General features: G+C 38.8%; 23 protein-coding genes. 4 read left to right on the top strand and 19 right to left on the bottom strand.

Translation table 11 applies throughout. The features are described from left to right. Positions 1-45 precede the first annotated feature (45 nt). From AT683_RS03545 to AT683_RS03530, 4 genes are read left to right on the top strand one after another with little or no spacing between them, the layout of a single operon-like run. Positions 46-957, top strand: coding sequence for a RodZ domain-containing protein (locus tag AT683_RS03545; RefSeq protein ID WP_011272007.1), 912 nt, complete (start codon positions 46-48; stop codon positions 955-957). Between the two features lie 8 nt (positions 958-965). Beyond that, positions 966-2072, top strand: coding sequence for a flavodoxin-dependent (E)-4-hydroxy-3-methylbut-2-enyl-diphosphate synthase (ispG, locus tag AT683_RS03540; protein ID WP_011272008.1), 1107 nt, complete (start codon positions 966-968; stop codon positions 2070-2072). Between the two features lie 9 nt (positions 2073-2081). Next, positions 2082-3353 carry a histidine--tRNA ligase gene (gene hisS, locus AT683_RS03535; protein WP_038440737.1) on the top strand — a complete coding sequence of 424 codons (1272 nt, stop codon included), beginning with the start codon at positions 2082-2084 and terminating at the stop codon, positions 3351-3353. Positions 3354-3370: 17 nt separating this feature from the next. Beyond that, complete coding sequence (locus AT683_RS03530; protein ID WP_011272010.1) at positions 3371-3985, top strand: YfgM family protein; 615 nt, start codon at positions 3371-3373, stop codon at positions 3983-3985. A gap of 50 nt (positions 3986-4035) precedes the next feature. Here the strand turns inward: AT683_RS03530 and iscX are convergent, their stop codons facing one another. The 19 genes from iscX to AT683_RS03435 all read right to left on the bottom strand — a co-directional run bounded on the left by iscX (position 4036) and on the right by AT683_RS03435 (position 22172). Beyond that, the gene (iscX, locus tag AT683_RS03525; protein WP_005659903.1) at positions 4036-4230 is read right to left on the bottom strand and encodes a Fe-S cluster assembly protein IscX; all 195 of its coding nucleotides are present in this window, start codon (positions 4228-4230) and stop codon (positions 4036-4038) included. After that, positions 4230-4571, bottom strand: coding sequence for an ISC system 2Fe-2S type ferredoxin (gene fdx, locus AT683_RS03520; RefSeq protein ID WP_005656373.1), 342 nt, complete (start codon positions 4569-4571; stop codon positions 4230-4232). Before fdx ends, iscX begins: the two co-directional genes overlap by 1 nt. Positions 4572-4610: 39 nt before the next feature. Next, positions 4611-6470 (bottom strand): Fe-S protein assembly chaperone HscA, encoded by a 1860-nt coding sequence (hscA, locus tag AT683_RS03515; protein WP_011272011.1) that lies wholly within the window; start codon positions 6468-6470, stop codon positions 4611-4613. 18 nt (positions 6471-6488) lie between these two features. Continuing rightward, positions 6489-7175 (bottom strand): DUF2625 domain-containing protein, encoded by a 687-nt coding sequence (locus AT683_RS03510; RefSeq protein WP_005669116.1) that lies wholly within the window; start codon positions 7173-7175, stop codon positions 6489-6491. A gap of 50 nt (positions 7176-7225) precedes the next feature. Beyond that, on the bottom strand, positions 7226-7750 hold the full coding sequence (gene hscB / locus AT683_RS03505; protein ID WP_011272012.1) for a Fe-S protein assembly co-chaperone HscB: 525 nt from the start codon (positions 7748-7750) through the stop codon (positions 7226-7228). A 12-nt stretch (positions 7751-7762) separates the two neighbouring features. Further along, complete coding sequence (gene iscA / locus AT683_RS03500) at positions 7763-8086, bottom strand: iron-sulfur cluster assembly protein IscA (protein ID WP_005649164.1); 324 nt, start codon at positions 8084-8086, stop codon at positions 7763-7765. 57 nt (positions 8087-8143) lie between these two features. Next, the gene (gene iscU / locus AT683_RS03495; protein WP_005654861.1) at positions 8144-8524 is read right to left on the bottom strand and encodes a Fe-S cluster assembly scaffold IscU; all 381 of its coding nucleotides are present in this window, start codon (positions 8522-8524) and stop codon (positions 8144-8146) included. 59 nt (positions 8525-8583) lie between these two features. After that, complete coding sequence (locus AT683_RS03490) at positions 8584-9798, bottom strand: IscS subfamily cysteine desulfurase (RefSeq protein ID WP_005649169.1); 1215 nt, start codon at positions 9796-9798, stop codon at positions 8584-8586. 66 nt (positions 9799-9864) lie between these two features. Further along, a complete protein-coding gene (gene iscR, locus AT683_RS03485; protein ID WP_005654871.1) occupies positions 9865-10317 on the bottom strand; it encodes a Fe-S cluster assembly transcriptional regulator IscR in 453 nt (150 codons plus the stop codon). 52 nt (positions 10318-10369) lie between these two features. Beyond that, positions 10370-11095: a tRNA (cytosine(32)/uridine(32)-2'-O)-methyltransferase TrmJ gene (gene trmJ / locus AT683_RS03480; RefSeq protein ID WP_005654873.1), complete on the bottom strand. Its 726-nt coding sequence runs from the start codon at positions 11093-11095 to the stop codon at positions 10370-10372. A 648-nt stretch (positions 11096-11743) separates the two neighbouring features. Then, complete coding sequence (locus AT683_RS03475) at positions 11744-12202, bottom strand: hypothetical protein (RefSeq protein WP_013525579.1); 459 nt, start codon at positions 12200-12202, stop codon at positions 11744-11746. Beyond that, positions 12199-12801, bottom strand: coding sequence for a hypothetical protein (locus AT683_RS03470; protein ID WP_038440732.1), 603 nt, complete (start codon positions 12799-12801; stop codon positions 12199-12201). The genes AT683_RS03475 and AT683_RS03470 overlap by 4 nt, the downstream gene beginning before the upstream one ends. Before the next feature lie 11 nt (positions 12802-12812). Further along, positions 12813-14621 carry a pyocin knob domain-containing protein gene (locus tag AT683_RS03465; protein WP_227990540.1) on the bottom strand — a complete coding sequence of 603 codons (1809 nt, stop codon included), beginning with the start codon at positions 14619-14621 and terminating at the stop codon, positions 12813-12815. A 10-nt stretch (positions 14622-14631) separates the two neighbouring features. Next, a complete protein-coding gene (locus tag AT683_RS03460; RefSeq protein ID WP_058222184.1) occupies positions 14632-18282 on the bottom strand; it encodes a TipJ family phage tail tip protein in 3651 nt (1216 codons plus the stop codon). Between the two features lie 3 nt (positions 18283-18285). Further along, the gene (locus AT683_RS09865) at positions 18286-18660 is read right to left on the bottom strand and encodes a tail assembly protein (protein ID WP_005661757.1); all 375 of its coding nucleotides are present in this window, start codon (positions 18658-18660) and stop codon (positions 18286-18288) included. Positions 18661-18943: 283 nt separating this feature from the next. Continuing rightward, complete coding sequence (locus AT683_RS03450) at positions 18944-19651, bottom strand: C40 family peptidase (RefSeq protein ID WP_058222183.1); 708 nt, start codon at positions 19649-19651, stop codon at positions 18944-18946. 1 nt (position 19652) lies between these two features. Further along, a complete protein-coding gene (locus tag AT683_RS03445) occupies positions 19653-20303 on the bottom strand; it encodes a phage minor tail protein L (protein ID WP_058222182.1) in 651 nt (216 codons plus the stop codon). A gap of 43 nt (positions 20304-20346) precedes the next feature. Continuing rightward, on the bottom strand, positions 20347-20865 hold the full coding sequence (locus AT683_RS03440) for a phage antirepressor N-terminal domain-containing protein (protein WP_058222181.1): 519 nt from the start codon (positions 20863-20865) through the stop codon (positions 20347-20349). 416 nt (positions 20866-21281) lie between these two features. Next, entirely contained in the window at positions 21282-22172 is an 891-nt protein-coding gene (locus AT683_RS03435; RefSeq protein WP_058222180.1) for a phage antirepressor N-terminal domain-containing protein, read from the bottom strand. Positions 22173-22294: the final 122 nt, after the last annotated feature.

Here is a 22294-nt window from a genome sequence, read left to right as displayed (position 1 = left end):
TTAAAATTTAGCCCTTATTTACCGCCTAATTATTTGATTAACTTTATGAATCCAACTACTGAGCAAGTGCTTTCTCCTGGTGAGATTTTTCGTCAAACACGCGAAGCCTTAAATCTTTCTCTTGAAGATGTCGCTAAAGAAATCACGCTACGCCCTTCTATATTAGAGCAACTTGAAAATAATGAATTTATTCAAAAATCAACGCCTTCTATATTTGTCAAAGGTTATGTTCGCAGCTATGCAAAATTCTTACGTTTGCCAGATTCTGTGTGGGAAAATATTGTTTTTGCTGAAACCGAAAAAAATGATTTAGGGAAAAATGCACGTTCAACCCGTGCCGTTAATCAATATTCTTCTCACAATCGTTGGATCGGGCGTTTAACCGCAATAGTATTCGTGATGGTAATTGGTATGACTGGGCTTTGGTGGTGGCAAAGTTATCAACAAAATACTCAAGAACGCGATGATTTAGTGCAAAGCTATGTTGCCTCTACCGAAAACAATCAGCCCACCACCGCTCTTGTGACAACAGAAGAAACTAATAAATCTGCACCAGAAACAGCAGCACCAGTCTCACAACCAGTAGAAATAACAAATAATCTGTTACCAGAAATAGCACAAGAAAATAGCGTTTCACAACCCAAAAACGATGAAAAATCAGTTTCAGATATTCAAAGTGCGGTCGAAAATCCAAGTATTTCTCCAACGTTACCTATAGCAAAAGGCGATTTAGTGATTGAAATACTAGCAAATAGCAGTTGGATTAGTGTAAAAGATAACGCTCGCCACGTATTAGCACAAAAAGAATATAAACAAGGCGAAATATTAACCTTTAATGGCAATGAATTTTCATTAATTGTAGGCGCACCAAGCAATGTGCGTATCACTTACAAAGGCGAGAATTATCCTCTCAAAGTGGATGGTCGCGTAGCAAAATTCAAGCTTTCACAACCTTAGGAAAAATAATGTCAGCTTTTCAGCCAACTATTAAGCGTCGTGAATCGACAAAAATTTATGTGGGAAATGTACCAATTGGTGGGGATGCACCGATTGCCGTGCAATCAATGACAAATACTCGCACCACTGATGTGGAAGCGACAGTTGCTCAAATTAAATCATTAGAACGTGTTGGTGCAGATATTGTTCGTGTATCTGTTCCAACAATGGATGCTGCGGAAGCATTTAAACAAATTAAACAACAAGTGAATGTCCCGCTCGTAGCAGATATTCATTTTGACTATCGTATTGCGTTAAAAGTCGCAGAATATGGAGTGGATTGTTTACGTATCAATCCTGGCAACATTGGTCGTGAAGATCGCGTCCGTGCCGTTGTTGATTGTGCGCAAGACAAAAATATTCCGATTCGTATTGGTGTAAATGCAGGCTCTTTAGAAAAAGATTTGCAAGAAAAATATGGCGAACCAACGCCAGAAGCCTTGTTAGAATCCGCATTGCGTCATGTAGAAATTCTAGATCGTCTTAACTTCGATCAGTTTAAAGTGAGCGTAAAAGCCTCCGATGTATTCTTAGCGGTTGAATCTTATCGTTTACTGGCTAAAGCAATTAAACAGCCTTTACATTTAGGCATTACAGAAGCAGGTGGCGCACGCGCTGGCGCAGTAAAATCTGCGGTGGGTTTAGGAATGTTATTAGCTGAGGGCATTGGTGATACACTGCGCATCTCTTTGGCGGCAGATCCCATAGAGGAAATCAAAGTCGGTTTTGATATTTTGAAATCTTTACGGATTCGTTCAAGAGGAATTAACTTTATTGCTTGCCCAACCTGTTCTCGCCAAGAATTTGATGTAATCGGTACAGTAAATGCGCTAGAACAACGCCTTGAAGATATTATTACACCAATGGATGTATCTATTATCGGTTGTGTAGTGAATGGTCCTGGCGAGGCACTCATCTCCGATCTCGGCGTAACGGGCGGTAACAAAAAAAGCGGTTATTATCTTGACGGCGAACGCCAAAAAGAGCGTTTTGATAACGAAGATATAGTGAACCAATTAGAAGCAAAAATTCGTGCGAAAGTCGCACGACAAGATCCAAAAAACAGAATTATTTAAGGAAAGCGCGTGGCAAAAACAATTCAAGCAATTCGTGGTATGAACGATTGCGCCCCAACAGAATCTCCATTATGGCAATGGATTGAAGCACAAGTACGCAATGTATTAAATAGTTATGGCTATTCGGAAGTGCGTATGCCAATTGTAGAAAGTACGCCATTGTTTGCGCGTGCAATCGGCGAAGTAACTGATGTTGTCTCAAAAGAAATGTACACCTTTTGGGATAACGATGAACAATTAACCTTACGCCCTGAAGGCACAGCAGGTTGTGTGCGAGCAGCCATTGAACACGGTTGGATCTATAATAATGAACAACGCTTATGGTATATCGGGCCAATGTTCCGTCACGAACGTCCACAAAAAGGGCGTTACCGTCAATTCCATCAAGTAGGTGTTGAGGTATTCGGTATTGCGAATCCAGAAATCGATGCCGAATTAATCATGCTTACCTATCGTTTATGGAAAGCGTTAGGTATCGATCAACATGTTACACTTCAACTTAACTCAATTGGTTCTTTAGAAGCTCGAGCAAATTATCGTTCAGCTTTAGTTGGATTCTTAGAAAACCATCAAGATTTAATGAGCGATGAAGAAAAAGAGCGTTTAGTAAGAAATCCGCTTCGTATTTTGGATACAAAAAATCCAGAATTACAAAAAGTATTAGATAACGCGCCTAAATTACTTGATTATTTAGATGATGAAAGCCGTGCGCATTTTGAACAATTATGTTCATTATTAGATGCTGTTGGTATTCAATATGAAATTAATCCTAAACTCGTTCGTGGTTTAGATTATTACAACAAAACTGTATTTGAATGGGTAACCTCCGCTCTTGGTGCACAAGGTACCGTGTGTGGTGGCGGTCGTTATGACGGTTTAGTGGAACAACTTGGCGGACACGCAACGCCAAGTATCGGATTTGCGATGGGATTAGAGCGTTTAGTCTTGTTGGTACAAGAAGTTAATCCAAATGTTCCTGCGAAAAGTGCGGTGGATATTTATGTTGTTTATCAAGGCGAAGGCGCAACATTAGTCGCTTTTGAATTAGCGGAAAAAGTACGCTCGGAATTACCGCACTTAAATACCATGTTGCACTGCTCTGGCGGTAATTTTAAAAAACAATTTAAACGTGCAGATAAATCTGGTGCAACATTGGCATTAGTTATCGGCGAAAGCGAAGTACAAAATAAACAAGTCGTTGTTAAACACTTACAAGGTGGCACAGATCAGCAAACCTTAGATTTAGTGAATATAATCGACTATCTTCAAACTCAATTTTAATTTAAAAGGGGAAAAACATGGCTTATTCCATTGAAGAAGAACAAGAGATTAACCAGTTAAAAGACTGGTGGAAAGAGAATGGCAAAACAATTATTGTCGCTTTTATCTTAGGTGTGGGTGGTATGTTTGGATGGCGTTATTGGCAATCGCACCAAGCAGAACAAATCGCTCAAGCTTCTGCACAATACGATACTTTAATTAATTCTGTGCAACAAGACGAACAGGCTAAAAAAGCAAATATAGAACAATTTGTGCAAGCGAATAGCAAAACTGCATACGCTGTATTTGCTTTGTTAGATGAAGCGAAAAAAGCCACTCAAAAACAAGATTTTTCAGCAGCAGAAGCAAATTTAAACCAAGCATTAACCCAATCTCAAGATGAAGTATTAACATCTATTGTTGCATTACGTCTCAGTGCAGTACAATTTCAATTGGGTCAATTAGACAATGCTTTAACCACCTTAAACCAAGTGAAAGGCGAAAGTTTTAATGCTCGCAAAGCGATTTTAACGGGCGATATCCAAGTTGCAAAAGGAGATAAAGTTGCGGCGAAAAACAGCTTTGAGCAAGCACAACAAAGTGGTAGCCAATTAGAACAACAAATGGCAAAAATGAAATTAAACAACCTTTAAAAAATAATACCCGCATCAAAGTGCGGGTATTTTTTCAATCAAATTTCTGATTATTCAAATTCATCCAGCCATTTTAATAAAATAGCCTCAAGAATTGATTCATTTGATTTATTCGGATCGTCATCAAAATCTTCAAGTTCACAAATCCATTTATGTAAATCAGTAAAACGAACTGTTTTTGGATCTAAATCTGGATTACGATCGTAAAGTTCTTCTGCAATTAATTGGGCGTCTGTCCATTTCATTAGTGAGCCGCCTCATTTGCGTGATTAAGGTTATATTTTGGAATTTCTACCACAAGATCTTCATTTCCCACGACGCATTGACAAGATAAACGGCTATCCATTTCTAATCCCCAAGCCTTATCTAGCATATCTTCTTCTTGATCACTCGTTTCATTTAAAGAATCAAACCCCTCACGAACAATCACGTGGCAAGTTGTACAAGCACAAGAACCATCACAAGCGTGATGAATTTCTACTCCCGCATTGTGAGCAACTTCTAATAAGTTATCTCCTGTTGCAGCATCAACGACCATACCTTCAGGACAAAAATCTTCATTAGGTAAAAAAATCACTTTTGGCATAATACTTTCCTCAAAATTATTTAATATCTGACTGCAGTTTTACGGATTTTCAATGTCTGACAGATTTTTACCTGTCAAAGCTTTATTAATTGATGCATTCATTCGGCGAGCAGCAAATTCTTGGGTAGCAGTGTCTAAGGCTTTAATTCCTTGCGCAATTGCATCGCGATCTGAACCTTGTTTTACATCCATTAATTGTTTTAACACAGTTTCAATATGATGAAATTCATCTGTGCTAAGCAATTCAGCCCCATCTGCTTGTAGTGCAACAATCACGCTTTCAATAACACGATCTGCTTCCACACGCTGCTCTGCCAATTCACGTGCTTGTAAATCTTCTTGTGCATTATCAAAAGAAGATTTAATCATTGCGGTTACTTCTTCATCAGTTAATCCATAAGATGGTTTAATTTGTATTGAAGCCTGTACTTTTGTCGATTTTTCCATCGCTGTAACGCTTAATAAACCATCTGCATCCACTTGATAAGTCACTCTAATATGGGCTGCCCCCGCCGCCATTGGCGGAATACCTCGTAGAGTAAAGCGTCCTAAAGAACGACAATCATCGACTAGCTCTCGTTCGCCTTGTAGCACATGAACACTCATTGCCGTTTGCCCATCTTTAAAAGTAGTAAACTCTTGCGCACGAGCCACAGGAATTGTTGTATTACGTGGAATAATTTTTTCCACTAATCCGCCCATCGTCTCAATGCCTAAGGAAAGCGGGACAACATCAAGTAATAACATATCAGAATCAGTTTTATTCCCGACTAAAATATCTGCTTGAATTGCAGCACCAAGTGCCACAACTTTATCAGGATCGATTGAGGTTAATGGTGTTTTACCAAAAAACTCGCCAACTTGTTCTCTTACATAAGGCACGCGAGTTGAACCACCAACCATTACTACGGCTTGTACTTCTTCGGATTCCACATTGGCATCTTTCAATGCCCGACGACAAGTTAGCAATGAACGTTTTACAAGCGGATAAATTAATTCATTGAATTGTTCCCGCGAAATCTCTACTGAAAAATCTTGCCAAGAAATAACCGCACTTTTTTCATTAGTCAAGGTAATTTTAGCTTGGTTGGCAAGGGTTATTAGCTCACGCTGTTGATTTGCTGTTTGTGGTTTTAGCTTAGTTTGTTCTATTACCCAATCTGCAATTAAATGATCAAAATCATCTCCACCTAATGCAGTGTCTCCCCCCGTTGCTAAAACTTCAAAGATACCTTTTGATAAACGTAAAATTGAAATATCAAATGTGCCACCGCCTAAATCATAAACCGCAATAATGCCTTCTTGCCCACTATCCAATCCATAAGCAAGTGCAGCTGCAGTAGGTTCATTCAATAAACGTAATACATTTAGCCCAGCTAAACGCGCAGCATCTTTAGTGCTTTGACGTTGAGCATCATCGAAATAAGCTGGAACTGTAATCACAACCCCAGAAAGCTCACCTCCAAGGCGTTGTTCTGCAATGTGATTTAAGCGCGATAAAATATCTGAAGACACTTCAATTGGACTTTTAGGCCCCTGTGCCGTAATAATTAAAGGTAATCCATTTTCACTCGCCACAAATTCATAAGGCAAACTAGAATAACGAGACTGAACATCAGGAAGGCTGCGACCAATTAAGCGTTTTACTGAAATCACCGTATTTTTTGGATCAAGTGAGGCTTGCTCAAAGGCTTCTAAACCAACTTTCTTCTCTTCAACGCCATAATGAACAACTGACGGCACAAGACTGCGTTCTTGTTCATCATTAAGAATCACGGATTGCCCACTACGCACGGATGCAACCAAAGAATTGGTTGTTCCCAAATCAATCCCAACGGCTAAACGATGTTGATGCGGTGCCGCAGCTTGTCCTGGTTCTGCAATTTGTAATAATGCCATATGCTATTTTTCTACTAGTTATGCGACGGAATACGCCAAATCAAATTTATTTTTTTCTGCAAAGTTTGCTTGGTAATGGGTTTCAATATTGACTTCCTGTTTTTGACGTTCATCAATTGCTATTTTTCTGTCTTGGTTTAAATCAGGCGTAAATACAAAAACTTGGTTACCATCTAATTGTTTTACATCATCTTGCCAATTTTTCCAAAATAGCCCTTGATAAAAGGCCTCTACATCGCCATTCAATGCCCAAGCTAAAAATTCTGTGTAAGTAAAATTTAAATTATGCCAAGTAAGATCTTTTGATGAATAGTAATAAATTTTTCCAATATTATTGCCTAACGAACCACCATTTAACGCAAAATAACCACCAATCACATCATCTGCAACTAATAAATATTTTGGTTTTTCGCCTGACTCACTAAAAGATTTACTGAAATTCCAATCCATCAAGCCACGCGGTAATTTAAAACTTCCAGAACCTAAAATACGTAACCAACCATAATGAATTAAAATTCCACCTGTTTCATAGATTACTGCACCCATTGGCGAGGATGTTGGCATTTGCATAGTAAAAAGCTCACGCTCCGCACTGGATTGATCTTTTTTAATTACTTCACAATGATTGCGAGCGTTATCAATCCATTGGGAAAGGGTTATCCAAGCAGAATGTTCTGGACTAGTGAGCTGTTCAAGAGTTTGCATAGTGTTATTTATTCACATCTCGTAGGGGCAAATTACATTTGCCCCCAGATTTAATCTAATTCAAAAATTCGTTCTTCCACACGTTCAATTTCTTCAGAAAGTTTATGGGTAAAACGTAATTTATCACAGTATTGAGATGCTCTCGCCCATTGTTGAGATTTCAAACTCTCAAAAAGTGCGGTCAATAATGATTGAGTTTCTTGTTTAATTTCTTTCGCAAAAACATTTAATGCTCTTTCATCTTGCTGGCTTTCAACATCTTCTAATTGTTCGCGCCATTGTAATTGTTGCATTAAAAACGCCACATCTTGCGTGCTTTTTTGTTCAAGATCTAACTGCTCACCAGTATTAAGAGCAATGATCGCTTCAGCTCGCAAAATTGGGTCTTTTAACGTTTTTAAGGCATCATTCACTTCGGTAGATTTTTGCATCGCAACACGTTGCTCTAAAGCACTACTTGAGACAAAATTATCTGGATGTAGGGCCTTTTGTAATTTTAAATAACGTGCATTTAGTACTTTTTCATCCAGCTGAAAATCAACTGGCAAATCAAAAATTTGAAAAGGATTGAACATCAGATTATTACCTTAAACGTGGAAACTTTCGCCACAACCACAAGATTCTTTTACATTTGGATTATTATATTTAAAGCCTTCATTTAGGCCTTCTTTTACATAATCCAGCTCAATGCCATTGAGATAAACGAGACTTTTTGGATCGACAATAATATTAACACCGTGCTGCTCAAAAACTTGATCTTCGGAATTTAAAACATCTACAAACTCAAGTACATAAGCTAAGCCTGAACAACCTGATGTTTTCACACCTAAACGTAATCCAATACCTTTACCACGATTATCCAAAAAGGCTTTCACTCGCTGAGCTGCTTTTTCTGTTAATGTAATACCCATCTATCCCCCAAACACCGCTAAAAATGCGGTCAAAATTGACCGCACTTTTTCACATGATTAGCCTTGTTTTGCTTTATAATCAGCAATTGCTGCTTTAATTGCATCTTCTGCTAAAATAGAGCAATGCACTTTTACTGGCGGCAATTCTAATTCTTCAGCAATTTGGCTATTTTTAATTGCCCCAGCTTCTTCTAAAGATTTACCTTTTACCCACTCAGTAATTAATGAACTAGATGCAATCGCAGAACCACAGCCGTAAGTTTTGAATTTTGCATCTTCAATAATGCCATTATCATCTACCTTGATTTGTAGTTGCATAACATCACCACAAGCTGGCGCACCGACCATTCCAGTACCAACATTGCTATCTTTTTTATCCAATGATCCCACATTACGTGGATTTTCATAATGATCAATTACTTTTTCGCTATAAGCCATTTTAACTTTCCTTTTTTCAATTCTAGTAAATGCCATTGTCAGATAATGGCAACTAAATATTAGTGAGCTGACCACTCAATGGTATTTAAATCAATACCTTCTTTAAACATATCCCATAATGGCGATAATGCACGAAGTTTTTCTACCGCACCCTTCATTAAATTAATTGTGTAATCAATTTCTTCTTCAGTAGTATAACGACCTAATGTGAAACGAATTGAACTGTGCGCCAATTCATCATTTAAGCCAAGTGCGCGCAATACATAAGATGGCTCTAAGCTAGCAGATGTACAAGCAGAACCAGAAGAGACAGCAATATCGCGCAACGCCATCATTAAGGACTCTCCCTCAACATAGTTAAAACTAATATTTAAATTGCTATCTAAACGATGTTCCATTGAACCATTTACATAAGTTTCTTCAATATCTTTTAAGCCATTATATAAACGATCACGAAGTGCTTTTAAACGCGGCATTTCTGATGCCATTTCTTCTTTTGCAATTCGATATGCCTCTCCCATTCCTACGATTTGATGAACAGGTAATGTACCTGAACGCATGCCACGTTCGTGACCACCACCATGAATAATCGCCTCTAAACGTATGCGAGGTTTACGACGAACATACAATGCGCCAACACCTTTTGGCCCGTAAAGTTTATGGCTAGACATCGACATTAAATCAACAGCTAATTCTTCCAAATTAATTTCAACTTTACCAACACTTTGAGTTGCATCCACATGGAAAATTGTTTTATTTGCACGACAAAGTTCGCCAATAGCTTTAATATCTTGTAACACACCAATTTCATTATTAGCGTGCATAATTGAAGCTAGAATTGTATCTGGACGAAGCGCAGCTTTGAATTTTTCTAAATCAATTAAACCATCAGCTTCTGGAGACAAATAAGTGACTTCAAAACCTTCTCTTTCTAATTGACGGCAAGTATCTAACACTGCTTTATGTTCAGTTTTACAGGTAATAATGTGTTTACCTTTAGTTTGATAGAAATGCGCCGCACCTTTAATTGCGAGGTTGTCAGATTCTGTCGCACCAGAAGTAAAGACAATTTCACGAGAATCTGAGCCAATGAGATCAGCGATTTGATTACGCGCAATATCAACAGCTTCTTCTGCTTGCCAACCAAATTTATGTGAGCGAGAGGCTGGATTGCCAAATGTGCCATCGATGGTTAGAAACGCCATCATTTTTTTCGCAACACGTTCATCGACTGGACAGGTCGCTGCGTAGTCTAAATAAATAGGTAATTTCATTTTCACTCCTAAATTATGCTAAATATAACCGCACTTTTTTATTAAAAAATATACTGCTTATCCTTTTTATTGATTAACTAATAAATTACTAAAATCACGATGAGATTGACGTTTTACATTACGCTTATTTACCAGCTCTGCTAACGTAATCTCATTTAAAAAACTTTCAATACGTAAACTTAAATCTTCCCAAAGTTCGTGAGTTAAACATTCCACACCATTTTTACAATTTTCACGCCCCAGACATTTCGTTACGTGAATATTTTCATTTACTGCCGCAATAATCATTCCTACAGAAATTTGTTCACTTGGTAGCCCTAACTGATAACCACCTCCTGGCCCGCGAACACTTTTGACTAAACCGTCTTTACGTAATTTAGCAAAAAGTTGCTCTAAATAAGATAAGGAAATATGTTGGCGTTCAGAAATATCCGCAAGGCTTACAGGCCCGCCATCTGCATTTAAAGCAATATCTAAAACGGCTGTAACTGCATAACGACCTTTCGATGTAAGTTTCATAAAGAATCCCTAAAAATTAATTGCACAATACTTACATATCTGACTAATTTAGTCAATTATTCTCTTTTGTTAAATCAATTCGTTTTTCAACCGCACTTAGCATACCATTTAAAATATTTAATTCGTTTTTCTCTAATTTTGCACGATAGTATAAACGCTTTAATTTACGCATAACTCCTTGATTTTGAATAAATCCAAGAGACTGATATATACGTTCTGTGTAGTCAAAAAAATAAGCTAACTGATCTGTTGTTGGATAGTTTTTCTCTATTAAAGAAAGTGAATTTTTCTTATTATTTTGAACTAAGAAAGCCATACGCAATTCATAACTTACCAGTTGCACAGCCATTGCTAAATTTAAAGAAGAATAATCAGGATTCGCTGGAATATTCAAGTGATAATGACATTTCAGCAGTTCTTCATTGGTTAATCCAATACGCTCACGACCAAACACAATAGCTATCTTGCCTTTATACGCTACAACTTTCTCCGCGCATTCTCGAGGCTCGATCAATGTATTTTGTAAATGACGTAAGCGAGCACTTGTTCCAATTACCAAAGAGCAATCATCGACGGCTTCATCAAAACTATCGACAACCCTAGCATTTTTTACAATATTTTCTGCGCCAGCTGAAAGGGCATAAGATTGTTCATCAACAGATTTAGGTGAAACAAGACAAAGCTGGGTCAATCCCATCGTTTTCATTGCTCTAGCCGCAGAACCAATATTACCACTGTGCGAAGTTTCAATTAAAACAATACGAATATTTTCCAACATAATGATGCCCGACTAAAATTTAAGGGTATTCTACCACAATAACCGCTAAAAATAGTCAAGAATTTAAGCAAATTAAAGAAACTTAAAATATTAGAGATGAATAATAAAAATGGTGGGTTGTGAGAGACTCGAACTCTCGACTGACGGATTAAGAGTCCGAACCAGTTATAATAGATATTAATCAATAATAAATTATAAATCAACCACTTACGCATATAGATATTATATATTTATCCATTAGTCCTATCAACCTTCCATACCTTTTTACACCTATCTTGTCAAATTCTCGTCAAACTAAAATCATTTAATCCTAGCTGATCATTGAGTTAATGATAAACAGTATTTAGAAAGTTCGGTGAATTTTCATCGCGCTTTAGGTGTAACCGCCCGCTAAATTTGAGAAATAAAAACGCCCTTTAAATCATCATTAAAGGGCGTTTAAATTAGATATAAGAAACAGCGAAATTCCCCACCGCTTGTCTTAAACTCTATCTGGCCAAGGGTCGGACGTTGTCCACATCATGGCTGGCGGTCTTAGATTTTTGGGGCCAATGTCAGGTATTGCCTCATTGCCTTTTATTTTAGGGTCTGCGTGGTATGGGGTAAATCGCATAAAATTTCCAGTGGAAATTAATGATCGGTTTGTCTTTAGTCATCATGTTTAAACATTGCCCCTAATTGATTCGGACTAAATCGCCAGCCATTTTCCCCACCGCAAATCGCATTAAAACACCATTCGCTACAAAAATATTTTGAGCGTTTTTGTTTGATTCCAAGTACGATTCCTAGCGCACCCCACCAGTCATACCTCATGTTTTTAGTTTGCTCGAAATAAGCCTTAATCCGCTCTTCCGTTATGTTTTGCAGTTCAATTAAATCCCACTTCTCATGTTCTAAGTACATGATCTTACTACGTACTCCACCATCTCGTATTGATGACGAATAGCAGACCTTAAAACCTTTATTTACGACAATTTCACAATGGCTATATAAACCTTTAGTAAGCTTACGAGTTAACCAATCTGATAATCGAGCCAAGATCGCTTTAGGTGTCCAGCCTGTTTTCTTGCCTTTATACAACGCTAAATAAACCTTACCTTCCGTCATTGTTGCACCTCCGTTAATGCTTTCATTTTTCTGATAATGTCATTATGAATTTGCTGTAATTCTTCTTCACTCAATTCTTCGTGCTTGAGCTCATACTTACGCATACGCTGCACCGCGAGTTGTTCTTGCAGTGTTCGTAATCCTTCAGCCTGTTTTAAAATTAGCAATGTTGCTGATTTATTATCAAGTCCTGCGACAGTTGCAAAACTTGATATATAGATGCTTACTTCGCCAGTAAAATTCGCTTCTTTAAATGCCAGAGCTGCAGATTCACGTTCTTTGTATTCCTCGGCAAATCGAGTCCACTTCGCACTAATACTAGCTGCTGTATCATCAATGCTATCAACTAGTCTTTTAATGAGTTCACGCTTAATTTCAGTTTGCTTCTCCTCATCAATAACCCAGCTATTTCCATTCCATATGTGTAATTCTGTTGGTTGTCTATCAACTAGAATGTATTGACTTTTAAAATCAATAAGTTGTTTAGTCTCAAGCTCTGATTCGTTTTCTACTTCCATTTCCACAAAATCATTTAAGTTTTGCGGAATAGGGAAAATTTGATAACTATTCAAATTTTCTTTTAAAAAATAGACTTTCATTAATCACTCCTTCATCGAATATCAATACGTTTTACAAAACGACCAGCAAGTTCTTCAATGTGTATTGTTGTACCGTTTCTATCAACAGTCACAGCGAATTTCTTGACTTCTACATGATACACCCTAGTTCCACCAGAATTGTGTGGAATTACTTGACGAATACTACTAAAATAAACTCCACCGCCCCTTTTACCTTCAATTTCTGCACCCACTTCAAAACTGACGGGTTCAATATTGTTATTATCATCAAGGCTGTGGCTTTCTGATGACTGAAGATACAAAATAAGTGTTTTACCAAAACACTTTTCTGAAATATCAATACGCCCAGAACTTACATTACCTTGCCACACTGTTTTTAATGTACTAATTTGAGATAAACTCTCTTGCGCCTGTAAAAATTTCTGATTTATATCAGCTTTTGCATTGTTTATTTCTAGTAAAGTAGATTGTTTATTTTCTTTTATTTTTTGTTCAACCCTCGCAGATAACGCTTGCATATTTTGCACAAGTGTACCCGCATCTAAAATTCCTGCGTTCTCAACAACGCCGAATGCTTTAACCCAAAATTGAACGTCATCAAATGTGTTTTTTGCTTTTATACAAAGTTTGAGAGCAATCGCTCGCGGTCTTGTTTCAGCTCCCCCCGTAGCCATCGGGCTATCTAAAAGCGGATGCATAAATCCATTATCACCGAGATTGTCATCAGTTACAGTTGCAGAGCGTAATCGTGAGTCTATAACAGTTTTCGTTTTGTCATAAAAAACATTACTATCACTTGAATTAACCCAGTGTGTTCTAACTTTATGTACGTGCTTTTTAATTTCGTCACTTTGTGTCTGACCGATATTTAATCCATTCCCTGTATTTCTAATAAATCGGTCTTCCGCAAGTGGTACATTTGAAAGAGAACCATATTTACCGACTAAGTGACGATATAACTCTGGGTAATTTTGCTGTGTGACTGTTGAGCGAATGCTATCAAAAGCAATCCAGCCAGTGGGAATGTTATCCACGGCAAAATAAGCCGTCATCCCCACATCACTACGAGTTAAATCAGGAAGTTGGTTGCTGTCGCCCAAAGTGCGGTATAAATCGGGAAAGGATTGTTGGCTGAACGTTAAACCATCAGCACGTAAAAAACCAACGGGATTAGTTACTGAGCGAGGGAATGATACAACTGCACCAATAGGCACGCCGTCGCCGCCTGCATCTTTCCATTCTGACCAATTTGAGCCATTAAAAAAGCGTGTTTTGATTTTGTTATCATTCGCTTTACGTGCAATTTGACGCACCGCATTTGTTGCCCCACCGCTAACTACTTCAATATGCCATTCCCCATTTTCGGGTAGATTTTGACCGCTTGCTAAGTAATAATTGCCATCGGTTTTATAGCCATTAGCATCGCCCTGCCCTTGTTCTACTTTGAAATTTCCAATACCATAGCCTGCTAAGGTTGTGGCTGGGGATTGTTTAGCGCTAGCAGCTTCTTTTGCTTCCGCCGCTTTATCATAAGCCGTTTTAACGGCTGCTGAACTCGCAAACTTTGTGTCACTTTCGTCGTCAACAGCAGAGTTTGGGAGTGGCTTGTTTTTGAGTGAGTTATAATCAACGGGTAGTTTATACTCTGTAGCCATGGGTACCCATTGAGCACCATTATATTCTTCAAAAATTTTTGTCGATGGATTCCAGCGTTTTGCTTTTAGCGGGACATTAGTGTGCTCCCCATCCAAAAATGATAAAGCCGCACTAATGGCGGCTCTAATTTCGGTTGGGAATTGCGTATATTCGCTATCGACAGTTGGTTTGTTAAAATCTGCCATTTTTGCTCCTTTACACTCCTTTTACAACCCAGCCAACTTTACCGCTTACACGATTCCCATTTTTATCAAATAAAAATACGTAAAAGCCTTTAGGTTTTGGCTCATCCTTAAAGTCAGATGTTGCAAAAAGTGGTTGTTTAGATTGTGGTGTTAAAACCGGGACAGACGCATCGATAAACTCTGTTGCAAAGTTTACCCATGTGCCTTTTATATCTGACGCATTTGCCTGTACGGTTCCTCCGTCAGTTTTTTGTTTTTGATCGAGTTTTAGATTAAGTGACTCTATTACGACAGGTTTCTGTGCATTGCTCACTGTAATTCTAAACTTAACATATCTAAAGTTGGTTTCATAAACGGATTGTTGGTCGTGTTCGCGCCAATTATCTTTAGCGTTTTCTTTTACTGCTATATGATAGTTAATATCATAACTGCCAGAGCTTATCACCTTAGGGGTAAGAGTAATTTTGGATGATGCTAATACCGTGCCGTAATCCATTTCCTCCTCATAATATCCGCTCTCGTCTATTGGCTGGAGGTACAACGGGAAACCTCTATTAATTTGAGATTTTGGAGTAGCGAGATTATTGGATCTAAAATGCTCTGCCCATGTATCTCGTCTGACTGGTAGATATAACTTGCCATCGATTTTATCCGAACCATTTTTAATTCCGTCATACGAGCTGTTGTAGTCGTATTTAAGGATATAATCTGGCGGTTGTGCAACATTGGATAGCGTATATTGCGGCTCACTTCTGTTACCTGCACTATCAACACCAATAATCCAGTATTTATATAACCCTCCTACAGTTTCAAACTGTGGAAACGCTAACCCATCAATATTTGTGATAAACTCTGAATTTTCTATTGTTTCCCCTTTCCGCAACTCATAATAGACAATCGGCAAGGTAGCCTTGGCACTTTGCCAACGCAACATGACGTAGTTATCGATAACTTGTTGAGATATAGAGACAGGTGTCGGTCGATGGACAATTAGCTGCGCTTGAGCGGATTCGCTCCGATTTCCGCCTAAGTCAATTGCAGTAACGGTAAATTTTTTATTGCCGTTAAAATCAGCCTTAAATTTAAATGATGTACTTTTAACTAAAGCCAGCACGTCATCATCTTTTTTAACCTCGTAGAGCTCAGTCGAAAAAGAGTTGTTTTTTGTCTCACCCCAAGTCATCAAAACTTCATCGCCGACAATTTCTGCAACTAAGTTTTCTACCTGTCCGCCTGAAATATTAAACGTTACTGCAGTGGGCGATTCAGAGCGAACATCGGAAGAATCCACCGCGCTTAGCCAATACTTATGCTCACCAGCGCGAATAAAACCAAGATTAAATTCGTTTGCCTTGATTTTCCCAACTGGTTTAGAAATTTCATAGGTGTCGCCTTTTTTAATCTCGTAATACTCTAAATCTATATCGGGCGATAAATCCCAAATTAAAAAAGCTCCTTCTTGGGCAATAGCCTTGTGTCTTAAATTAGAAACATTATGCGGAGGGCGTAATCTACCTATTGGCTCATAGTTTTGGATTGGATTATCGGACCATACACCTAATACATTGCTTGTTTTGATGCGGATTTGATATAACACACCATCTTTTACATTAGGAATATCAACCGATGTTAAGGTCGTTGGCTCCATCTGTTTCCAGTTGCCATTGCCCTCGCGATACTCAATTTGGTATCGAGATGTGAGTGATGTTGCAGGTTCATAACTTACAACAATTTTGGTTTGGATACTTCCCCCAAGCCCACGATAAATTTCATCGGTAATCACTACATTTTTTACACCAGTATCTAGCGTATTGTTTGTTGTGTCATATTCAATGAGTTCATTCCCATTTTCAATATGCTCAAACTTAGAGGGATTGTAATCAGATGCAGTGATAGTATATGAGCCGTCATCACTCTCAACAATGGAGATAACTCGATAAAATTCAGGTTTTATATCTGAACTAGCAATAATCCATGTGCTATTTTCTGTAACAGAGGTAAAGACTGGTCTTACGTCAATCTCAGTGAGTTTTCCACGTTGTGTAATTGCTCTTTGTTCTAACTCCCCTTTCTCATTCACAATGCTAATCGTTGATTCTTTTGTGATTTCAACTTCCGCATCGAGAATGATTCGATTGACTGTTGAGCCGTCTTTAACTCGCCCACCGCGTCTCTCCCCTGAACGATGGATGTCAGATACTTGTATCACTTCTCCAGGGATGGGTATGGCACCATCTTGTCCGCAAGAAAACGTAATAACTTCGCTTTCGTATTGCTCAGTATAAAGTAGCCATTTCCCTAGTCGTCTCGCTTGCCCTCTCGATGTACAGCCGAACGCCACAACTTCCGTTTGGGATATGTACCCCATCTTAACAATCGCCTCCGAGTCCTCGATGTACTCTACAGATTGTTTAAAGTACTTTTTCGGGTCGTTCCACGTCACTAATACAACATTGTGACGAGTTTTAATATTCGAGCCTGAGCGGCTGAATTTACCGCCGATAACATTGGTATTATTAAACTGATAAATAGGCTCTTTGGGTGAGTCTTGGACAAGCATTTGAGTGCCGCTACTCCAATAACTCATTGCTCTAAATACCGATGTTAAATCTCGTAACAGCTTAAAGGCTTCTTGTTTGGTTTGGATGTAAACATTGCAGGTAAAGCGAGGTTCACGGCCACCAAATCCATCAGGGACTAATTCATCGCAATATTTTGCTATTTGGTACATCGACCATTTATCTAGCATATCCTCTTTGATGTATTCCCCTGCCCCATATTCCTCGTTAGTGAGTAAATCAAAATAAATCCAAACAGGGTTATTTGAGTATTTGACAATAAATGTACCGTCCCAATCACCACTATATTCTCGAGTTTCTGGATTGTAGTTTGAGGGCACTTTTAGTTTGATGCCACGGCAATGATACCCACGAGATGGTATTGAGCTAAATTGCTCGGCATCTATTTGCACGCCAACATATGCCACACCAGGATAAGTTAATTTTTCCTCAAAAACCGTTGTGATTTTCGAAAAAATGGTTTTGTTTTGTAAAACCTGGCTATCTGAATCATCAGTTAACCGTGTCACTTTTATATTCCAGGGAGCTTCGCCTGTTAATCTAAAGCTATGTTCGCGATTATATGATGATGTGGTTTTACCCTCGATAACGATATTACCTGCATCTATCCACTGGCTACCGTTAGCTTGATATTCGACTTTTAGCTCAACCTTTGTACCGTTAATATCTCCATTGCTTTTATTTTGATGACTTAATCCAGGTACAGTAATGGTTACTCTAACAATATCTGCTTCTGGTGCAATAATAGAGCGGGTGATAGGTTTGTCTTTTTTTACTTCGGTATTAACATCTGTTGTCACTTCATTGGTTTGGCAAATTTCTGACGGTGCTTGTCTCACACTTCCAGGTCGCCACTCAATAGCAACATTATTAAAATTGAATTTGCCTTTTTCATCTTGCAACTGTACATCACCAAAGTAAACTGAGTTCAGTCCATTTACTGGTCCTTCAATTTCGCCACAAGAAATAACATCAATAAATTTTGCATAGGAACAAGACTTGAGTGAATCAGGGGCTTCAACTGGTGCTCTACCACCTCCGCCACCACCTTTTCCTCCGCCTTTTCTACCGACTATCTGCATTTATCACCCCGAAACTCGTTTAAATTTAAGTTTTCCTCTAGTTTCATTGTTTGATGTAGAGTTTGTTCTGATAGGAATTTCTTTATCGGTAAGACCTGCCGATACAACAGCAGATCCAACTATTAATTCACCATATAATAATGGAATAGGTTGTCCTTGCTCGGTTGTATTTACCGCACCATTAAATAAATAAGACGGCTTATTCTCTGGACGTTCTTGTGGTCCACTTACTTTTGGCACAGGGACGAGTAATTGGCTGATGCCGCCAAGTACAAGTGATGCACCAATCGTAAGTGGCAAGGTTGCCGCGCTGCTTAAAAAGCCTGTACCGCCTATAGTAGCCCATCCTAAAGGGTTCCAAAATGCAAGACCAATCATCGCAGCCCCCGCTATGAGCTAAAAGAATCCCCCTCGCTTAGAACCTCTAATGACTGGAATAAGGTGAAATTCGGCTTGAGCGCCATACCGCATTTGAAATTCATCAGATGATGTTGTCAGCTCTTCTCGCTGCACCAAGAACCGATAAACTATTCCGTGTCTTTCAGACTCTAGAAGAAACTCTTTAAATCCTCTTTTTAAAACACATAAGGCTCGGATGGCTTCCGCTGGTGTTTTTACTGCCAGCTTATGGACTTTCCCAAAGCGTTTGCCTAACTCGCCTTTAAGGCGTATTTTTCTTATGTCGCATGATGTGCGTTGTTCGTTCGCGGTAGAATTGTCCATATACATCCTTACTTGATAGTCGTCCGTATAGGTGATGGCCAATTAAACCATCACCAAGATAAACACCAGCATGATTAGGTACATTTGCGTTAATTTGCATCACAATCATGTCGCCTATTTTTAAGTCTTTGACTGGATAAAATCCAGCGTCCTCAAAGTTATCAACATAGAGATTGCCACCATTATCCCACCAGCCATCTATGCGATTGTAGTTTGGGAGATTAATACCCAGTTCTTGGCGATACCAATCACGCACAAATCCGTAGCAGTCAGTCATGCCATGGATAAACTTACGCCCATACAAATCAGGCACCTCTGTAAGTGCAGGCATAAAATGCGTAGATACCTCATCGCCCTCTAGTCCAATAATGCACCATTCCAATCCACTCATTTTATGTGCGTCTTGATCTGCAATGCTTGGTAAACAGCTCTCGTCTGGATGGGAATGAACAACGGTTCTAATTTCCCCCACTCCTTCCGCTCTGGCATAATCTTCTATGCCAATCAAAAATTCATCTTCTGTTTCTGCTGCTAAATTGGTACAGGCGACATACTGCAATTTGCCATTTTTAAGCACAAAAAAACCGCAACTTTCGTGCGGATAACTTTGTTTGGCGTGTGCTATTGCATCATCAATATGTTTCATTTTAAATCCTCATATATGCCGCACTAGGGAAACCACCAAAAGGCAATTCAGAGCGCTCACCAAAATGTGCTTTACAGTCAGCAAGTGTTTTAGCGCAAGTTGCTTTATCACCTGTATATCCGCAAAACTGCCCCTTATATTTATGAGTGCAATATTGAGCCACAATCTGCCGACGGGGTAATTTCACCCCTTCTAAATCAGTGGCAGGTAATAGCTCGAAACTAACGGTTAAATGGTCTTCCGATGTTTTTTGCGATATATAAAATATATCATCGGGTAAATGTGCGTTTGGGTCGGCAGTCAAATTTCCATTTTCAAAATTTACCGCATCAAGATAGATTATTTTCGTTCGTTTGCGAGTAAGTCGAGCGCCCTCAATGCCTTTTAATTTTGCCAAGACTAATGTAATCGCCCCACCTAAATTGGAAAATGTAATCCTTGGTCTAACAGGATTTAACCCATCAACTGCAAATCCCTCAGCTTTGACTGGATAAGGCGTATATTCTTGCCCTTGCCACACAATAGCTTGACCTAATGGATTTAATCCATCGTGGAAACGATAAACAATATCGCCAAATTTAGTGAGATCGAGTTCAAATAATTCTATCCAACCATGAGAGGCATATTGTTGCAGTTGTCCGTAAATACTCATATTTTCTCCAATAAAAAACCGCACTTTCTAAAAGATTGTGCGGTTATAAGTTCACGAAAAGATCTAACTGTTTAATTTGTAAAAGCTCACGCTCAAGGTCTTGCTTTTCTGATTTGCATTGCTGCAATAATTTTCCCCGTTCACCAGCTCGTTGCGTATATTCGGCTTTCTTTTGTTGCCACAATGCCAACTTGTTTTTGACTTCATCACGGCGAGCAATACCCTCTGTCCAGTAATCCCATAAAGCTAAGAAACATTCCTCTTGGTAATTTTCCAAGCGTTCTTTTAAATCGGCACGCACTTTGTTTGGGTTAATGCTAAACAGCCAGCCATTTAATTTTTTGATTGGCATACAAAGCATTTCGTATTTTTTGCCGTCTTTTCCAGTTGTGGTCATATGGTAACAACTGAATTTTTGACTGTAGTCAGTTAGTTTTTTGTATTGTGGTTTCCACGCCAAACCAATTCCTTCCACAATCTCACGCATTGCCACATAAGCAATGCCGTTGTTGTCCACTAAAGTAACTTCTTTACCTAAAAATTCTGCGGTTAACGTTTGCATATCTTCTCCTGTTTTCTCCACAAAAAGGTGGCCTGTAAGAAGCAGTGAGTGGAGAAAGGAAACACCGCTTGTCACGTGTACATCGCTATCTTACAGGCAATAAAAAACCCGCCAATTCAAGCGGGTTGTAAAATTTCAATAAAAAAGCCGAACTGCATTGCTACAATTCGGCTATTGTTAGAAATAGTAATGCAAATTTAGGGTTAAGTCAATTTATAATCACCTTTTGATGAGACTGTTCAACTTGGCAAATATACCCATCGCAATCTTGATTTAAGTCTAAATGATAGGTGGCCCATAACAACGCCACCACAAGTAAAATTCTGAACATAATTTGTCCTTTTTTGTGAATTTTGGGTGTAGCAATCCGCCGCACGGATTTCTTTGGGAAAAGTGCGGTCGGATTTTTCGTTGTTTTATAGAATGTCTAACTGAAATCCTGTTGCTTTAGGGTTGTAGGCTCGAAGGTATTTTAATACGCGCCAGTTATTTCCTTGCTCGCATTCAAATTGCTCTGTAATGCGTGTCAATACGTTATGGGCCTGACGGAGAGTACTGCGATATTCGTAAGCCACGCCATAAACGGAAGCAGCGTAGTGCGAACCAATTTGTTTTAATGCGGGATGAAGTACTTGGCAAAGTTCCGTGCCTCGCAATAAAGCAAACCATGCCCACACAAGCTGTTGGAGTTCATGCTCGGTAAATTCAAAATTAAAGCACTCATCTTTTTTAGGCGTTGTAATCAACTCTCCCTCAAGCACGATTCTGTGAACATACTCCACCGCTTGCGGTAGCTGCTCTAATGTCAAATCTTCGATTGATTCCACATTAAAGCGGTGGTGGATTAAATGGTAGGCGTCGGAATAAATTAATCCCTTTTTGCTCACGAGCATATTCACGGCATTGCGTAATCCTGTGCGATCATCTACCGTGGTTTTACGTTCAGCTTTACCATTAAACCAATAATCATGTAACGCTTGGTAACACTCTTTTTTGTATTTGATTAATGTGTCACGGATTTCTGGGTTACAACGATTAATATCAATACCAAATAGCCAGCCGTTTAGGTATTCGATTGGTAAGCAGATCATTTGATAATTCTTACTATCGCTTCCAGTCATATTCATGATGAATATAACTGAATTTAGCACATCGTCACGTCTAATTCGATTGTATTGCGATTCCCATTGAATGCCGATATTTTCACAAATAGGCTTCATTGCAACATAATGTACGCCGTTTTGTTCAATGGTAATCAAGGATTGATTGTTAAAAGATACTGTTTGAGTTGAGATTTGATTAGCCATTTCTGACTCCTTTGTTTTATTTTACGAAGATTTGACCTAATAGGGTCGCCAAGAGGTTCGTAAACCGAAACAAAGAACGGCCGGGATTATTCCCCTTTCGGGTATTTTATTCTCCGCCCTCT

The sequence above is a fragment of the Haemophilus influenzae genome (genome assembly GCF_001457655.1).
Lineage (GTDB): Bacteria > Pseudomonadota > Gammaproteobacteria > Enterobacterales > Pasteurellaceae > Haemophilus > Haemophilus influenzae.
This window is presented reverse-complemented; position numbering and strand designations above follow the sequence as displayed.

Coding starts and splice junctions, on each gene's coding strand:
- AT683_RS03545 (WP_011272007.1), top strand. CDS start 46: ATGAATCCAACTACTGAGCAAGTGCTTTCTCCTGGTGAGATTTTTCGT.
- ispG (WP_011272008.1), top strand. CDS start 966: ATGTCAGCTTTTCAGCCAACTATTAAGCGTCGTGAATCGACAAAAATT.
- AT683_RS03530 (WP_011272010.1), top strand. CDS start 3,371: ATGGCTTATTCCATTGAAGAAGAACAAGAGATTAACCAGTTAAAAGAC.
- iscX (WP_005659903.1), bottom strand. CDS start 4,230: ATGAAATGGACAGACGCCCAATTAATTGCAGAAGAACTTTACGATCGT.
- fdx (WP_005656373.1), bottom strand. CDS start 4,571: ATGCCAAAAGTGATTTTTTTACCTAATGAAGATTTTTGTCCTGAAGGT.
- hscA (WP_011272011.1), bottom strand. CDS start 6,470: ATGGCATTATTACAAATTGCAGAACCAGGACAAGCTGCGGCACCGCAT.
- AT683_RS03510 (WP_005669116.1), bottom strand. CDS start 7,175: ATGCAAACTCTTGAACAGCTCACTAGTCCAGAACATTCTGCTTGGATA.
- hscB (WP_011272012.1), bottom strand. CDS start 7,750: ATGTTCAATCCTTTTCAAATTTTTGATTTGCCAGTTGATTTTCAGCTG.
- iscA (WP_005649164.1), bottom strand. CDS start 8,086: ATGGGTATTACATTAACAGAAAAAGCAGCTCAGCGAGTGAAAGCCTTT.
- iscU (WP_005654861.1), bottom strand. CDS start 8,524: ATGGCTTATAGCGAAAAAGTAATTGATCATTATGAAAATCCACGTAAT.
- AT683_RS03490 (WP_005649169.1), bottom strand. CDS start 9,798: ATGAAATTACCTATTTATTTAGACTACGCAGCGACCTGTCCAGTCGAT.
- iscR (WP_005654871.1), bottom strand. CDS start 10,317: ATGAAACTTACATCGAAAGGTCGTTATGCAGTTACAGCCGTTTTAGAT.
- trmJ (WP_005654873.1), bottom strand. CDS start 11,095: ATGTTGGAAAATATTCGTATTGTTTTAATTGAAACTTCGCACAGTGGT.
- AT683_RS03475 (WP_013525579.1), bottom strand. CDS start 12,202: ATGACGGAAGGTAAGGTTTATTTAGCGTTGTATAAAGGCAAGAAAACA.
- AT683_RS03470 (WP_038440732.1), bottom strand. CDS start 12,801: ATGAAAGTCTATTTTTTAAAAGAAAATTTGAATAGTTATCAAATTTTC.
- AT683_RS03465 (WP_227990540.1), bottom strand. CDS start 14,621: ATGGCAGATTTTAACAAACCAACTGTCGATAGCGAATATACGCAATTC.
- AT683_RS03460 (WP_058222184.1), bottom strand. CDS start 18,282: ATGCAGATAGTCGGTAGAAAAGGCGGAGGAAAAGGTGGTGGCGGAGGT.
- AT683_RS09865 (WP_005661757.1), bottom strand. CDS start 18,660: ATGATTGGTCTTGCATTTTGGAACCCTTTAGGATGGGCTACTATAGGC.
- AT683_RS03450 (WP_058222183.1), bottom strand. CDS start 19,651: ATGAAACATATTGATGATGCAATAGCACACGCCAAACAAAGTTATCCG.
- AT683_RS03445 (WP_058222182.1), bottom strand. CDS start 20,303: ATGAGTATTTACGGACAACTGCAACAATATGCCTCTCATGGTTGGATA.
- AT683_RS03440 (WP_058222181.1), bottom strand. CDS start 20,865: ATGCAAACGTTAACCGCAGAATTTTTAGGTAAAGAAGTTACTTTAGTG.
- AT683_RS03435 (WP_058222180.1), bottom strand. CDS start 22,172: ATGGCTAATCAAATCTCAACTCAAACAGTATCTTTTAACAATCAATCC.